Below are 13,740 nucleotides of genomic sequence, written 5' to 3' on the forward strand. Positions count from 1 at the left end.
GACGTGCTCTACCGCCACCCCGAGGTGCTGGAGGCCGCCGTGGTCGCCCGCCACGACGAGAAGTGGGGCGAGACGCCCTGCGCCTTCGTCACCCTCAAGGACGGCGCCACGGCGACGGAAGCCGACATCATCGCCTTCTGCCGCGCCCACATGGCGCATTTCAAATGCCCGCGCACCGTCGTCTTCGGACCCCTGCCCAAGACCTCCACCGGCAAGATCCAGAAGTTCGTCCTGCGCAAGCAGACCGAGGCGCTGTAGGGGCCGGGGGCGGGCCGGGGGCTCACGGCCCCCGGCGCACCCTTCCGCTTAAAGCAGCGTTTCCAGAACCCGGTCGGGCGGGGTGTGGCCGTCGGTGAAGGTCTTGACGTTGATGACGACCTTCTCGCCCATGTCGATGCGGCCCTCGATGGTGGCCGAGCCCATGTGCGGCAGCAGCACCACGTTGTCGAGCCGCAGCAGCTTCGGGTTCACCGCCGGCTCGTGCTCGAACACGTCGAGGCCGGCGCCGGCGATCTCGCCCTTGGACAGCATGCGGGTCAGCGCCACCTCGTCGATGACCTCGCCGCGCGAGGTGTTGACGATGTAGCAGTGCGGCCGCAGCAGCTTCAGCCGGCGTTCCGACAGCAGATGGTAGGTGGCCGGGGTGTGCGGGCAGTTGATCGACACCACGTCCATCCGCGCCAGCATCTGGTCGAGGCTGGACCAGTAGGTCGCCTCCAGCTCCTGCTCCAGTTCGGGGTGGACGCGGCGGCGGTTGTGGTAGTGGATCGACATGCCGAAGGCGCGCGCCCGGCGGGCCAGCGCCTGCCCGATCCGCCCCATGCCGAGGATGCCCAGCCGCTTGCCGGTGATGCGGTGGCCGAGCATCGTCGTCGGCCCCCAACCGGTCCACTGGCCGGAGCGGACCAGCCGCTCGCCCTCCGCCACGCGCCGCGCGGTGGCCAGCAGCAGCGCCATGGTCATGTCGGCGGTGTCCTCGGTCAGCACGCCCGGCGTGTTGGTGACGACGATGCCGCGCTCGCGCGCCGCCCGCAGGTCGATGTGATCGACGCCGGTGCCGAAGGAGGCGATCAGGCGGAGCTGCGGCCCGGCCTGCTCGATCAGCTCGCGGTCGACGCGGTCGGTGACGGTGGGGACCAGCACGTCGGCGGTGGCGACCGCGTCGCGCATCTGCACCGGCGTCAGCGGCACGTCGTCCGGATTGAGCCGTGTGTCGAACAGCTCCATCATCCGGGTCTCGATGACGTCCGGCAGCTTGCGGGTCACGACAACGAGCGGCTTCTTCTTGTCGGTCATCGAGCGGGGCCTCCCTAACCTCGGCCGTCCGCGCCGCGCGGCGTGGATCGGCCAGTCGTTGCCATACCAAGCGGTTGGGGCACTGTCCAGCCGACTGTGACGAATGACCGCCCTGTGGAAGCCGCCGCCCCTCCACCCTCCCCCCGGCCCGTGACAACCGCCCGCCGGCCCCGCTCCGGCGGCGGCGAGCCTTGCCCCGAAGGAGCACCCCTATCTATAGTGCCGTCCCGCCGTCGCACCCCCCGCTTGCCCCCGGTGTCGTCCATGCCCGTTCGCCGTTTCGCCTTCGCCGCGCTGGTCCTGCTTGCCGGGATGGGAGTCGGCCTGGCGTCCGGCACCGCCGACGCGCAGGCCCGCAAGGAGAAGGACCCGACCCACGCGTCCGGCCTGCCGATCCCGCGCTTCGTCACGATGCGCGTCGGCGAGGTCAACCTGCGCTCCGGCCCCAACGGCAGCTACCCGATCGACTGGGTGTTCACCCGCAAGGAGATGCCGGTGGAGATCATCCAGGAGTTCGACACCTGGCGCCGCATCCGCGACTGGGAGGGCAGCGAGGGCTGGGTCCACCAGAGCGCCCTGTCGGGAAAGCGCGGCGCCCTGGTCGTCGGCGGCGTCCGCGCCCTGCGCAAGGCGCCGCAGGCCGACGCCCCGGTCGTCGCCCGCGCCGAGACCGGCGTCATCGGCTCGCTGAAGAAGTGCCAGGGCGACTGGTGCGAGGTCGACATCAAGGGCTATCGCGGCTGGCTCCAGCGCGCCGATTTCTGGGGCACCTATCCGGGTGAAAAGGTGGAGTAAGGACGGAAAGGTTTTTCAGGCGAAATCCTTCGCCAGTTCCGCCCGCACCGCCTCCGGCATCACCGCCAGATGACCGTAGTTGGGATGCCCGATCCCGACCAGCACCTGGGCGCCCGGCTCGCGGAAGGCGGCGACCTGCTCGTCGGTGAAGTCGAAATGCAGGAAATGGACGGAGGAGGTCTTGCCGGCGGCGTTGGTCCGCTCGACGTCGCCCTCCGGCCGGCCGGCGATGGCCTGGCCGGCGAGCCGGATCGTCATGAAGCCCTCGACCCCGCCGAGCGCGCCCAGCACCCGGTCGCGGCGCTCGGGGTCGTCGATTTCGAACATCACCGTGGCGACCAGCTCGCGCCCCTTGGGAATCAGCGGATTGTAGGCGCGGAGCTCGTCGGCGATCTGCTCCTCCCCGCCCTTCTCGATGTGCAGCATCTCGTGGATCTGCTGCCACATCGTCTCGTAGCTCTCGAAATAGAAGGTCGCGTGCGGACCGACCGAAACGCGGCGGTTCCTCTTGACCGCGACCAGCGCCTTGCGGCGGGCCAGCCGCTCCTGGGCGTACCGCGCCATCGGCATGATGTCGGCGCGGGTGATCTCGGTCTTGGCGGCCATGGCGGCTCCTGCGTTCAGACGGTGATTCCGTAGGCGCGGGCGAACAGTTCGACCGGGTGCAGGTTCTCCGGCCTGGGACCGTCCGTCCCGCCGCCGTTCAGGCGGTCGATGCCCTGCATGATGTGCGGCCCGGCGATCGGGCATTCCGAGGCGACGTAGATCTTGCCGGCCTTCAAAGCCTGGGTGGCGACCGGCTTGCCGACCTTGAGCGCCACCGGGAAATTCCCGGTCAGCACGCCCCATGACCCGCCATGGCCGGAACAGCGCTCGATCACCTTCAGGTCGGCCCTGGGGATCAGCCGCAGCATCTCCGCCGCCTTCTGCCCCATGTTCTGGGCGCGGGCGTGGCAGGCGACATGCAGCGCGACCCCGCCCGGCAGTGGCTCCAGCCCCTCGGCCAGCCCGTCGCGCCGAGCGATGTCGACGATGTATTCGCTGACGTCGAAGGTCGCCTGCGCCAGCTTCTCCACCGCCGCGCGGTGCGGCGCGTCCCTCGGCACGATCAGCGGCCATTCCAGCTTCAGCATTAAAGCACAGCTCGGCACCAGGGCGATGACGTCGTAGCCCTTGTCGATCCAGGGGCCGAGCGCCGCCGCCACCGTCGCCGCCCGCGAATCGACCTTGGCGAGGTCGCCCTGCTCCAGCTGCGGCATGCCGCAACAGGCGGGATAGACCACCTCGCTCTCGACGCCGTTGCGCGCCAGGATGGCGCGGGCCGCCATGCCGATGGCCGGGTTGTTGTAGTTGGCGAAGCAGGTGGCGTAGAGCACCGCCTTGCGCTTGCCGAAGGCCGGGGCCGCGCGGTTGAGCTCCAGCGGCTCGGCCTTGGCCCGCATGACCAGGGTCTTGCCGTTGAACTTAGGCAGATGCGCCTCTTGATGGACGCCGGCGACCTTTTCCAGGAGCGGCCGGGTGATCCTGTTGGTCTCGGCCGAGGCCCAGTTGGCGATGGCCGCGACCGGCCGCGCCAGCTCGCCGTTGCGGTCGGTCTCAGTCAATTGCCTGAGGGCGAAGGGAACGCCGTGCTTTTGCGCCTCCACCGCCCGGTGGCGCACCATCAAATGCGGGAAATCGAGCGCCCAGGGGTGCGGCGGCACGTAGGGGCATTTGGTCATGAAGCACATGTCGCACAGCGTGCAGGCGTCGACGACGCCCTTGAACGCCTCGGACGGCACGCCGTGCAGTTCGGCCTCGCCCGCGTTGTCGACCAGATCGAACAGGCGGGGAAAGCTGTCGCACAGGTTGAAGCAGCGCCGGCAGCCGTGGCAGATGTCGAAGACCCGCCGCATCTCCGCGTCCAGCTTGGCCTCGTCGGAGAAGTCTGGGTTTTGCCAGTCGAGCGGGTGGCGGACGGGCGGCTCCAGGCTGCCTTCGCGCATGGGCGTGTCTCCCTTGGACGTCTCTTCTTTCGCGCTTTTCCGGAGAGCTTTTTTCAAAAGCGGCACAGCCCCTCCCCAACCCTCTCCGACGAAACGGGGAGGGAGGGACCGGCGCGCCCGTGTCGGTGCGGGAGAAGCCTCCCCTTACAGCGCGTCGAGCGCCTTCTGGAAACGGCCGGCGTGGCTCTTCTCGGCCTTGGCGAGGGTCTCGAACCAGTCGGCAACCTCGTCGAAGCCCTCGTCGCGGGCGGTCTTGGCCATGCCCGGATACATGTCGGTGTATTCGTGGGTCTCGCCGGCGATGGCCGCCTTGAGGTTGGCGTCGGTGGCGCCGATCGGCAGGCCGGTGGCCGGGTCGCCGACCTCCTCCAAAAATTCCAGATGGCCATGCGCGTGGCCGGTCTCGCCCTCCGCCGTGGAGCGGAAGACGCTGGCGACGTCGTTGAAGCCCTCGACGTCGGCCTTCTGGGCGAAATAGAGATAGCGGCGGTTGGCCTGGCTCTCGCCGGCGAAGGCGGCCTTCAGGTTCTCTTCGGTCCTGGTACCCTTCAGCGACATGACTGGTTCCTCCGGACGGTTGCGCCCGGCGTCGCCACGCCCACGGCGCGGCGCGCTGGCGTGGGCGGGATCTTCGCACCAACCGTTGGTCAGGTCAACAGTCTGGAGCCCCTCTAAAAACCCCGGCAAACCGCCGTGCACAAAAGGTTTTCTGAGAGTAAGTCGCAGTCGCTCCGGACGATCACTCGCCGTCTTCGACGAGACGGACGATCACATCGACGCGGGCGATTCGCGTTCCGGTCGGCGCGCTCGGCAGGTTCTGGATCGCCAGATGGTCGCCGGGGATGTCCTCCAGCCGGCCGGTGTTCTCCAGAAAGAAATGGTGATGGTCGCTGGTGTTGGTGTCGAAATAGGATTTTCCAGCCTCCACCACCACCTCGCGCAGCAGGCCGGCGGCGGTGAACTGGTTCAGCGTGTTGTAGACGGTCGCCAGCGACACCGGCAGGTCGGCCGACACCGCCTCGCCATGCAGCTGTTCCGCCGTGACATGGCGGTCGCAGCCTTCGAACAGCAGGCGGGCGAGCCCCAGGCGCTGGCGGGTCGGTCGCAGGCCCGCGCCGTGCAGGCGGTCGAGAGCGCGCTTGAAGGGGCGGTGGGCGGTCGTCATGGGCAGCAACCTGCTGAGACGTCGAGATCCGATACGGGGCACGACGTGAGGCACGATGACTTGCGGCGGAAGGCCGCAGATCGTTCCACTGTAGAACGAATCCGCCGCGCGACGCAAGAAACTGCGTCGCGCGGCGGTCATCGGGAATGCGCGCCGGACGGTGACGTCCGCTCAGTAGCCGCTGGCGATCCGCTCGATCAGCTGCTTCACCGTGGGGATGAAGCCGTCCTTGTAATAGGGATCGGAGGCGAAGCGGTAGGCGTTGTGGCCGGCGAACATGAGCTGGTTCTCGCAGTCGTCGGTGTGGCTGACCGCCTGGAGCGTCTTTTGGATGCAGAAGGAGCGCGGGTCGGCCTTCTTGCCGGTGGTGCCGGCCTCGTTCTGCATCCAGTTGGAGAAGCCGCAGGCCGACAGGCAGCCCATGCAGTCCACCTGGTCGCGCAGGATCTTCTCCGACTGCTCCGGCGTCACGAAGACCAGCGTGCTGTCCGGCGTCTTCAGCGCGGTGGTGAAGCCCTGGCTCAGCCAGCCCTCGGCGCGGGCCTTGTCGGTCTCGGTGACGTAGACCGGGCGGCCGCGCGGACCGACCGGGAATTCCGAGGAATGCTCGCCCACCGGCTTGGACAGATAGGCGATCTGCCGCTCCGACCGCGCCATCAGGTCGAGCAGGAACGGGTTCTTCACCGCCGACGAATAGAAGCCGGTCGGCGAGAAGCGGTTGAGGAAGACGTCGCCCGGCTTCAGGTTCAGCAGCCGGTTCTTCCACGCATCGGAGATCGGGCTTTCCTGGGTCAGCAGCGGGCGGGTGCCATACTGGAAGGCGACGGGGCCGAGATCGGGGTTGTCGATCCAGTCCTCCCACTCCGACAGCCACCAGACGCCGCCCGCCATGACGATGGGCGTGTCGTTCAGGCCGAAGCTGTTCATCATCTGGCGCAGCGCCAGGACGCGGGGGAACGGATCCTCCGGCTTCTGCGGATCCTCCGAGTTGGACAGGCCGTTGTGGCCGCCGGCCAGCCAAGGATCCTCGTAGACGACGCCGCCGAGGTTGTCGCGGAACTTGTGGTAGGCGCGCAGCCACAGGGCGCGGAAGGCGCGGGCCGACGAGACGATCGGGTAGTAGTGGACGCCGTAGCTGACGGCGATCTCGGCCACCTTGTAGGGCATGCCGGCGCCGCAGGTGACGCCGTGGATCATGCCCTTGGAGCCTTCCAGCACGCCGTGCAGGATGTGCTCGGCGCCGCCCATCTCCCACAGGACGTTCATGTGGATGCGGCCCTGGCCGTTCGACGCCTCATGGGCGATTCGGGCCTGTGAAATGCCGCCCTGGATGCCGAAGGCGATCAGTTCGTCATGGCGCTCGCGCCGGGTCTTGCCCTTGTAGATCTGCGGCAGCAGGTTGCCGTTCTCGTCGTAGCTGTCGGCGTTGACCCCCGAAAAGGTGCCGATGCCGCCGGCCGCCGCCCAGGCGCCGGAGCTTTCGCCGTTGGACACGGCAATCCCCTTGCCACCCTCGACGAGCGGCAGAACATCCCGGCCGGACATCGGCAACGGCTTCAACGCCTTCAACGAACCCTCCAAAAACCGTACGTGCACCCATGGGGGCGCCGGATCAAAGCGGCGGATACCAGACGACGAAAGACCCCGCCGGAAACGGACCGGTTCCGGCAGGGCGCGCCATGCGGTCCTATATATGAGGAAACGGCCCGTCCTACGAGTGGATTCGGCCCAGCACGCAAAAAACGTTCACACTTTTCCGCAACCGCGAACGGAAGGTTCCGCCAACTCCGCCGCCAGCCGCCCCGGCGCGTCGGTGAAGACCGCCGTGACGCCCCAGCCGAACAGCGTCCGCGCCCGCTCCGCGTCGTTGACGGTGTAGGCCAGCACCGGCCGCCCGGTGGCGCGGTAGGCGGCGACGCTCTCCGCCGTCTGCCACTCCTGGTTCACGTTGAGGCTCGCCGCCCCCACCCGGTCGGCGATGGCCGCCCAATCCGCCGGCTCCTCCCAGATCAGGTAGCCGCGCGGGATCTCCGGCCACAGGTCGCGGGCGACCTCCAGGCAGGGCACCTCGAAGCTGGAGAGCAGCAGCGGCCGGTCGGCCGGCCACAGCGGGCGCAGCACCTCCAGCGCCGCCCGGGCGGTCGCGACGTCCTGCCCCGGATAGGGCTTGATCTCCAGGTTGAGGCCGAGGCCGAGCTCGCGGATCAGCCCGACCGCCGCCTCCAGCGTCGGCACCCGCTCGTCGGCGAAGCGCGGGTCGAACCAGGAGCCGGCGTCGAGTTGACGCAACTGGTCGAGGTCGAGCAGCGGGACCGGCCCGCGCCCGGTGGTGGTGCGGTCGAGCGTGTCGTCGTGGATCAGCACCGGCCGCAGGTCGCGCGTCAGCATGACATCGACCTCGACCCAGCGGGCGCCCTGGCTGGCGGCCTCGCGGAGCGAGGCGAGCGTGTTCTCCGGCGCGCTTTCCTTGGCGCCGCGGTGGCCGATCAGACGGGGAAGAGTCGACAGCATGGGTCTCACGGGAGTAAGAGCGGACGCTTCCTTACATGACGGAATCCGCCGAGGCGGGAAAGAGCGATGAAGGCCCTTCACAACGTTTCCGATCTGGTGGCCGCCGGGCTGATGACCCCCGAGGCGGGCAAGGCCGTGGAAACGGTGGCCGGACGCTACGCCGTGGCGGTGACGCCGTACCTGCGCGACCAGCTGGCCGGGCGTACACCCGACGACCCGCTGTACGCGCAGTACATCCCCTCCCCCGAGGAGGCGTACACGGCGCCGGAGGAGCGCGAGGATCCGATCGGCGACGTGGCGCGCAGCCCGGTCAAGGGCATCGTCCACCGCTACCCGGACCGGGTGCTGCTGAAGCCGCTGCACGCCTGCGCGGTCTATTGCCGCTTCTGCTTCCGCCGCGAGATGGTCGGCCCCGGCGGCGAGGCGCTGACCGGCGAGGAGCTGGACGCGGCGCTCGCCTATGTCCGCGACCATGACGCGGTGTGGGAGGTGGTGGTCACCGGCGGCGACCCCTTCCTGCTGTCGCCGCGCCGGCTGCGCGGCATCGTCCAGGCTTTGTCGGCCATGCCGCATGTCGGCATCGTCCGCCTGCACACCCGCATCCCCGCCGCCGATCCCGAACGGGTGACCGCCGAGCTGGTCGAGGCGCTGACCGCCCCCGACCTCGCCACCTGGGTCGCCGTCCACGTCAACCACGCCGACGAGCTGACCCCGCCGGTCCGCGCCGCGCTGGCCCGGCTGGTCGAGGCCGGCATTCCGCTGGTCGGCCAGTCGGTGCTGCTGAAGGGAATCAACGACAGCCCGGCGGCGCTGGAAGCGCTGTTCCGCGGGCTGGTGCGCAACCGGGTCAAGCCCTACTACCTGCATCACCCCGATCTGGCGGCCGGCACCAGCCATTTCCGCAGCACGCTGGCCGAGGGGCGGGCGCTGGTGAAGGGGCTGCGCGGGCGGGTGTCGGGGCTCTGCCAGCCGACCTACGTGCTGGACATCCCCGGCGGCCACGGCAAGGCCCCCGCCGCCCCCGCCTGGATCGCGGATGAGGGAGAGGGGGAGTACAGGGTCGAGGACTTCACCGGGGCGACGCACCGCTACCGGGGGTGAGCGCTCAGTCCGGAATCAGGAACTGCACGCCCAGCCAGCGCCAACGGCCCTCCGGGGTCGGCAGGGTGCAGTTGACCCGCGCCCGGCCCGGCGGGAAGGGATCCTTGATGCGGACCTCGACGCGGTCCTCGGCGATGCGCTCCAGCACCGTGCGCCCCTGGCCGGCGGCGAAACAGGCCAGCTTGGCGCTGTCGCCGACGCTGTCGGCGATGGTGAAGCCCAGCGGCGGCGGATTCACCGTGATCAGCGGGTCGTCCGGCGTCAGGTCCGACACCGGCAGCGGCAGCGCGTTGGCAGCGAGCTGGAAGCGGTCGACGCTGCCGTAGGTCTCGTTCATCAGGAAGCGCGGCAGCCCCCACGGATCGGCCTGCGGGTGCAGCACGCCCGACTGCTGGCCGAAGGCGGCGACGAAGCCCTGCTCGGCCACCGCCTTGCGCACCGCCAGGGAATATTCACCCTGCGGGTAGGCGAACAGGGTCGGCCGCTGCCCGAGTTCCGTCTGGAAGCGGTCGGACATGCGGCGCAGCTCCGCCACCACCTCGGCCGGCGACCGCGGCACCAGCGACTGGGTCGAGCCGCCCAGCCCGCCGATGGTGACTCCGGCCGCCGCCATCTGGCGGATCTCCGACCAGCTCATGTGGGCGGGCGAGCCCCGGTCGACCGCGTCGGTGGCGACGAACAGGGTGAAGGGAAGGTTGGCGGCCTTCAGGCGCGGCCACGCCTCGGTGTAGGCGGAGCGGCTGGCCTCGTCGATGGTGATGGCCACCGCCCGGTCGGGCAGCGGCTTGCCGGTGCGCAGCGCGTCGAGGATCTTCGGAAGCGGCAGGACCTGATAGTCGCCGTCGGTCAGCTCGTCGAGATGCGCCTCGAACTGGTCGATGCGGATGCTGATCGACGGATTCTGGTCCTCGCCGAAGCGGTCGTAGGCGAACACCACCGCGCTGGCGCCGGTGTCCGCCGCCATGGCCCCGCGTCCCGCCGGAACCAGGGCGGTCCAGACGGTCAGAACGGCGGTGGCGAGCACCCTGACGGCACGGCGAAACGGCATGGCGTCCTGTGACAACGGGAAGCCGGATCAAAAATCCGGCTTGTGGCAAGAGATGTGCCACAGTCCCCCATGCCGGAACAAGGTCCGCCACGGCGTTTTTCCACCAAGGCCGGCGATGCGATGCGCGCATGCAACAACCGATGCGCGGCGGGCTTCGTTTCGTGCGCGGGCCCGCCCGCCTCGCCCTCACATCATCCGGCCGCCGGCGGCGGTGTCGGCCAGCAGCGGGTAGCGCTCGGCGTCGGGAAGCTGGTAGTGCCACCATTCCGACGCGTAATGGTCCCAGCCGGCGGCGCTCATGACGCCGAGCAGGAGGGCGCGGTTGCGCTGCTGCTCGGTGGTCAGGTCGGTGCGGCCGTGGTGCGAACGCTCGGTCATCGCGTCGAAGCCGGTCCCCATGTCGAGCGGCCGGCCGGACGCCGCGTCGGCCAGCGTCAGGTCGATGGCGACGCCGCGCGTGTGGTTGGAGCCCAGCCGGGGGTCGGCGATGTAGGTGGGGTCCGGAAAGGCATGCCAAAGCCTCCATTGCGCCTCGGCCGGCCGGAAGGCATCGTACACCCGCAGCCGGCAGCCGATGCCGCGCGCCAGCGCGATCGACGCGCGCAGCCGCCGCGCGGCCTCGGGGTGCAGCAGGCACACCGGCGCGCGGTAGATCGGCACGCCGGACAGATTGTCCGCCGTGGCGTAGAGAAGGTCCAGGTCGATGTCGTAATCCGGCGGCGCGATGTCGATCAGCATGGTGCGTAAAACCGTTTGTGTACGGATGGGAGGGCCGAGGGGTGCTGTCTAGCACGGGTTTGACGGGACGATGAAGGTTCTGGGACTGGACACGGCGACGTCGGGCTGTTCCGCCGCGCTGTGGGACGATGGCGCGCTGACGGTCCGCCGCAGCGCGCCGATGGCGCGCGGCCAGGCGGAGGTGCTGGTGCCGCTGGCCCAGGCGGTGCTGGCCGACGCCGGAATCGGCTTCTCCGGGATCGACCGCATCGCGGTGACGGTCGGGCCGGGCGCCTTCACCGGGCTGCGCATCGCGCTGGCCGCCGCGCGCGGCATCGCCGTGGCGCAGGATTTGCCGGTGATCGGCGTCACCACCTTCGACGCCGTCGCCCACGGCCTGCCGGAGGCGGAGCGCGCCGGGCGGGCCGTGCTGGTGGCGGTCGACAGCCGGCGGACGGAACCCTTCCTCCAGCTCTTCGACGCCGCCCTGGCCCCGCTCGGCGAGCCGGCGATGCTGGAGCCGGCGGCGGTGCCGGCCTGGCTGGACGCCCGCCTCCCCGCCGACGCCCCGCTCCTGCTCGCCGGCGACGGCGCCGGTCCGCTGCGCCCGGTTCTCGACGGGCGCCCGGACCTGTCCTGGGCGGCGGGCGACGGCGTGCCGGACGCCGCCGTGGTGGCGGCGCTGGGGGCCGCGCGGCCCGCCGGACTGCCGGCGGAGCCCTTCTACCTGCGCCCGCCCGACGTCACGCTGCCGAAGCCCAGATCATGACCGCCAGGCGGGACGATCCGCACCTCCACGCCGCCGGCCCGCTGGAAGCCGGCGTGGTGACGGCGCTCCAGCAGGCCTGCTTTCCCGACGATCCGTGGGACGTCGCGTCCGTCGCCGCGCTGATCGGCCCGCCCGGCGGCTTCGCCGCGCTGGCCCTGCGGGGAGAGGAGCCGGTCGGCTTCGTCATGACCCGGGTCGCGGCGGAGGACGCCGAGATCCTCGCCATCGGCGTGCTTCCCGCCGGCCGCCGGTCGGGGGTCGGGCGCCGCCTCGTGGAGGCGGCGCTGAGCGGGGCCCGGCATCTGGGCGCGACTGCGCTGTTTCTTGAAGTGGCCGAGGACAACGACGCGGCGCGCGCTCTATACAAGGCTTGCGGCTTTTTTTCCGTCGGCCGCCGCCCCGGTTACTACAGGCGGCGGGACGGGCGGGTGGCCGCCCTGGTGCTGCGCCACGACCTCGCCCCGGCCTTCCCGGGGCAGGGGGGTTAATTTTTCCGCACCACCAGGCGGTGAACGCCCGTCGGCTCCTCCGGCCGCTCGGGAACGACCGACAGAATGCTGTGCCCCAGTTCCGCCAAGGAACGGGGCACGTTTTCCAAGGGTTCGCCAGCATTCAGGCGGACTTCGAGGGTCTGACCCGCCGCCATCCGCTCCACCATCAACTTGGTCTTGACGAAGGTTAACGGGCAGAGCTGGGTGGTGATGTCGAGAAACAAGTCCCCGGAGATTTTTTCGCCCACTGCTTCCTCTTTATGATCAAAGGATGGATATTGCACCTCGGGTGAAACCTCTTTATATGGAGAGGAACGAATGCCGCGGAGCAAGCTTACATGAGCAACGGGTCCCCTTCCAACGCGCTGTTGTCTCTGACCACGGAGATCGTGGCGGCGCATGTCTCTAACAATACAGTCGCTCTCACCGATCTTCCGACGCTGATCGAGCAGGTCTACAAGTCGCTGGCCAATGTGGGCACCGAACCCGTGGTGGCGGAGGAGCGGCCGCAGCCCGCCGTTCCGATCAAGAAGTCGGTGACTCCCGATTACATCGTCTGCCTGGAAGACGGCAAGAAACTGAAGATGCTGAAGCGGCATCTGAAGACGGCGTACAATATGTCGCCCGAGGAATACCGCGACCGCTGGGGCCTGCCGACCGACTACCCGATGGTCGCCCCCAACTACGCCCGCCAGCGCAGCTCGCTGGCCAAGCAGATCGGCCTGGGCACGCGCGCCCGCCGCGGCGCCGCCTGACCGGGGCTGTGCCTGACCGGGGCGGCCCAGCCCGGCGTCATGCTGACGGATTTGTGACGGAGCGCGGCCCTTCCGGCCGCTGCCTGGCAAGCGGGGCGGGAAGTCGGACAGGAAGCCGGCAGCCCCGACGATGTCGGTTGACCGCCGCCCGCCGCTTCGTGTTATCCCTTGCGATGCGATCGCACCTTCGCGCATCGTCACCGGCCGCTTGTTCCCGGTGACGAAGGCCGGTGCGCCGCACCGTCGCGAACCACGGCAGCGAACCGTCGACATGGCTGATACGAGCGTTGACCAGGGCGAGGCGTCCGTCATTCGGACGGGATCCCTGGAAGTGCGGCTGGCCAAGACCGCCGCCGAGGTCGATTGGGCGCAGGCTCTGCGCTACCGCGTGTTCTACGAGGAAATGACGGCGATTCCGTCGGACGCGATGAAGGCGCAGCTCCGCGACTTCGACGAGTTCGACGCGCTGTGCGACCATCTGCTGGTCATCGACCACGCGCGCGGCAACGGCCCGGACATGGTGGTCGGCACCTACCGCCTGATCCGCCGCCCGGCCGCCGCCCGGGCCGGCCGCTTCTACTCCAGCGACGAATACGACATCTCCCCGCTGGTCGCCTGGCCCGGCGAGATCCTGGAGTTGGGGCGCTCCTGCGTCGACGCCGGCTACCGCACGCGCGGCAGCATGCAGCTTCTGTGGCAGGGCATCGCCGCCTATGTGTTCCAGCACGACATCGCCCTGATGTTCGGCTGCGCCAGCCTGCCGGGCACGGATCCCGGCGCCCTGGCCGAACCGCTGGCCTACCTGCACCACCATCATCTGGCCCCGCCGGAACTGCGCGCCACCGCGCTGCCGGAGCGCTACGTCTCCATGAACCTGATGGAGAAGGACGCGATCGACCCGCGCCGCGCGCTGAACATCCTGCCGCCGCTGATCAAGGGCTATCTGCGGCTGGGCGGCTTCATCGGCGACGGGGTGGTGATCGACCACCAGTTCAACACCACCGACGTCTGCATCGTGGTGAAGACCGACCTGATCACCGACAAGTATTTCAAGCATTACGAACGTCGCAGCCGCGACGGCCAACCCGGCTGAAGGTTTGAAGACAG

The 13,740-nt window shown here is 69.5% G+C and carries 17 protein-coding genes; 7 read left to right on the forward strand and 10 right to left on the reverse strand.

From position 1 onward, the window contains the following. On the forward strand, window positions 1–258 hold a 258-nt coding region (locus J2847_RS27775; protein WP_411800655.1), incomplete at its 5' end, for an AMP-binding enzyme. Window positions 259–306: 48 nt separating this feature from the next. On the opposite strand, the gene J2847_RS27780 is transcribed toward J2847_RS27775, so the two are convergent. Continuing rightward, complete coding sequence (locus J2847_RS27780) at window positions 307–1,296, reverse strand: 2-hydroxyacid dehydrogenase (RefSeq protein ID WP_209782002.1); 990 nt, start codon at window positions 1,294–1,296, stop codon at window positions 307–309. A gap of 264 nt (window positions 1,297–1,560) precedes the next feature. Between J2847_RS27780 and J2847_RS27785 the strand changes: the two genes are divergently transcribed. Then, entirely contained in the window at window positions 1,561–2,091 is a 531-nt protein-coding gene (locus J2847_RS27785) for an SH3 domain-containing protein (protein WP_209782003.1), read from the forward strand. Window positions 2,092–2,106: 15 nt separating this feature from the next. On the opposite strand, the gene J2847_RS27790 is transcribed toward J2847_RS27785, so the two are convergent. The 6 genes from J2847_RS27790 to J2847_RS27815 all read right to left on the reverse strand — a co-directional run bounded on the left by J2847_RS27790 (window position 2,107) and on the right by J2847_RS27815 (window position 7,752). Beyond that, complete coding sequence (locus J2847_RS27790) at window positions 2,107–2,697, reverse strand: DUF3501 family protein (RefSeq protein ID WP_209782004.1); 591 nt, start codon at window positions 2,695–2,697, stop codon at window positions 2,107–2,109. A gap of 14 nt (window positions 2,698–2,711) precedes the next feature. After that, a complete protein-coding gene (locus J2847_RS27795; protein ID WP_209782005.1) occupies window positions 2,712–4,076 on the reverse strand; it encodes a (Fe-S)-binding protein in 1,365 nt (454 codons plus the stop codon). A 144-nt stretch (window positions 4,077–4,220) separates the two neighbouring features. Then, window positions 4,221–4,634: a rubrerythrin family protein gene (locus J2847_RS27800; protein ID WP_085555740.1), complete on the reverse strand. Its 414-nt coding sequence runs from the start codon at window positions 4,632–4,634 to the stop codon at window positions 4,221–4,223. A gap of 181 nt (window positions 4,635–4,815) precedes the next feature. Continuing rightward, window positions 4,816–5,241 (reverse strand): iron response transcriptional regulator IrrA, encoded by a 426-nt coding sequence (gene irrA, locus J2847_RS27805; protein ID WP_085557268.1) that lies wholly within the window; start codon window positions 5,239–5,241, stop codon window positions 4,816–4,818. A 171-nt stretch (window positions 5,242–5,412) separates the two neighbouring features. Then, on the reverse strand, window positions 5,413–6,786 hold the full coding sequence (locus J2847_RS27810; protein WP_085555739.1) for an NAD(P)H-dependent flavin oxidoreductase: 1,374 nt from the start codon (window positions 6,784–6,786) through the stop codon (window positions 5,413–5,415). Between the two features lie 201 nt (window positions 6,787–6,987). Next, complete coding sequence (locus J2847_RS27815; RefSeq protein ID WP_209782006.1) at window positions 6,988–7,752, reverse strand: glycerophosphoryl diester phosphodiesterase; 765 nt, start codon at window positions 7,750–7,752, stop codon at window positions 6,988–6,990. A 66-nt stretch (window positions 7,753–7,818) separates the two neighbouring features. On the opposite strand from J2847_RS27815, the gene J2847_RS27820 reads away from it, so the two are divergent. Further along, entirely contained in the window at window positions 7,819–8,853 is a 1,035-nt protein-coding gene (locus tag J2847_RS27820; protein ID WP_209782007.1) for a lysine-2,3-aminomutase-like protein, read from the forward strand. A gap of 4 nt (window positions 8,854–8,857) precedes the next feature. Here the strand turns inward: J2847_RS27820 and J2847_RS27825 are convergent, their stop codons facing one another. Further along, window positions 8,858–9,901, reverse strand: coding sequence for a polysaccharide deacetylase family protein (locus J2847_RS27825; RefSeq protein WP_209782008.1), 1,044 nt, complete (start codon window positions 9,899–9,901; stop codon window positions 8,858–8,860). Window positions 9,902–10,087: 186 nt separating this feature from the next. Then, on the reverse strand, window positions 10,088–10,639 hold the full coding sequence (gene ddpX, locus J2847_RS27830) for a D-alanyl-D-alanine dipeptidase (protein ID WP_209782009.1): 552 nt from the start codon (window positions 10,637–10,639) through the stop codon (window positions 10,088–10,090). A gap of 70 nt (window positions 10,640–10,709) precedes the next feature. Between ddpX and tsaB the strand changes: the two genes are divergently transcribed. Together tsaB and J2847_RS27840 are read left to right on the forward strand one after the other, a co-directional pair. Continuing rightward, complete coding sequence (gene tsaB / locus J2847_RS27835; protein ID WP_209782010.1) at window positions 10,710–11,387, forward strand: tRNA (adenosine(37)-N6)-threonylcarbamoyltransferase complex dimerization subunit type 1 TsaB; 678 nt, start codon at window positions 10,710–10,712, stop codon at window positions 11,385–11,387. Next, window positions 11,384–11,875 carry a GNAT family N-acetyltransferase gene (locus tag J2847_RS27840; RefSeq protein WP_209782011.1) on the forward strand — a complete coding sequence of 164 codons (492 nt, stop codon included), beginning with the start codon at window positions 11,384–11,386 and terminating at the stop codon, window positions 11,873–11,875. The genes tsaB and J2847_RS27840 overlap by 4 nt, the downstream gene beginning before the upstream one ends. Here J2847_RS27840 and J2847_RS34360 read toward each other — a convergent pair. Further along, window positions 11,872–12,126: a sulfurtransferase TusA family protein gene (locus J2847_RS34360; protein ID WP_209782078.1), complete on the reverse strand. Its 255-nt coding sequence runs from the start codon at window positions 12,124–12,126 to the stop codon at window positions 11,872–11,874. The two genes, J2847_RS27840 and J2847_RS34360, sit on opposite strands and share 4 nt — an antisense overlap. A 90-nt stretch (window positions 12,127–12,216) precedes the next feature. Here J2847_RS34360 and J2847_RS27850 point away from each other — a divergent pair, with 90 nt between their 5' ends. Both J2847_RS27850 and J2847_RS27855 read left to right on the forward strand, forming a co-directional pair. After that, window positions 12,217–12,633, forward strand: a complete 417-nt coding sequence (locus tag J2847_RS27850; protein WP_085555731.1) for a Ros/MucR family transcriptional regulator — start codon at window positions 12,217–12,219, stop codon at window positions 12,631–12,633. Window positions 12,634–12,904: 271 nt separating this feature from the next. Then, entirely contained in the window at window positions 12,905–13,726 is an 822-nt protein-coding gene (locus J2847_RS27855; protein ID WP_209782012.1) for a GNAT family N-acetyltransferase, read from the forward strand. Window positions 13,727–13,740: the final 14 nt, after the last annotated feature.

Source organism: Azospirillum agricola (assembly GCF_017876095.1).
Taxonomy (GTDB): Bacteria; Pseudomonadota; Alphaproteobacteria; order Azospirillales; family Azospirillaceae; genus Azospirillum; species Azospirillum agricola.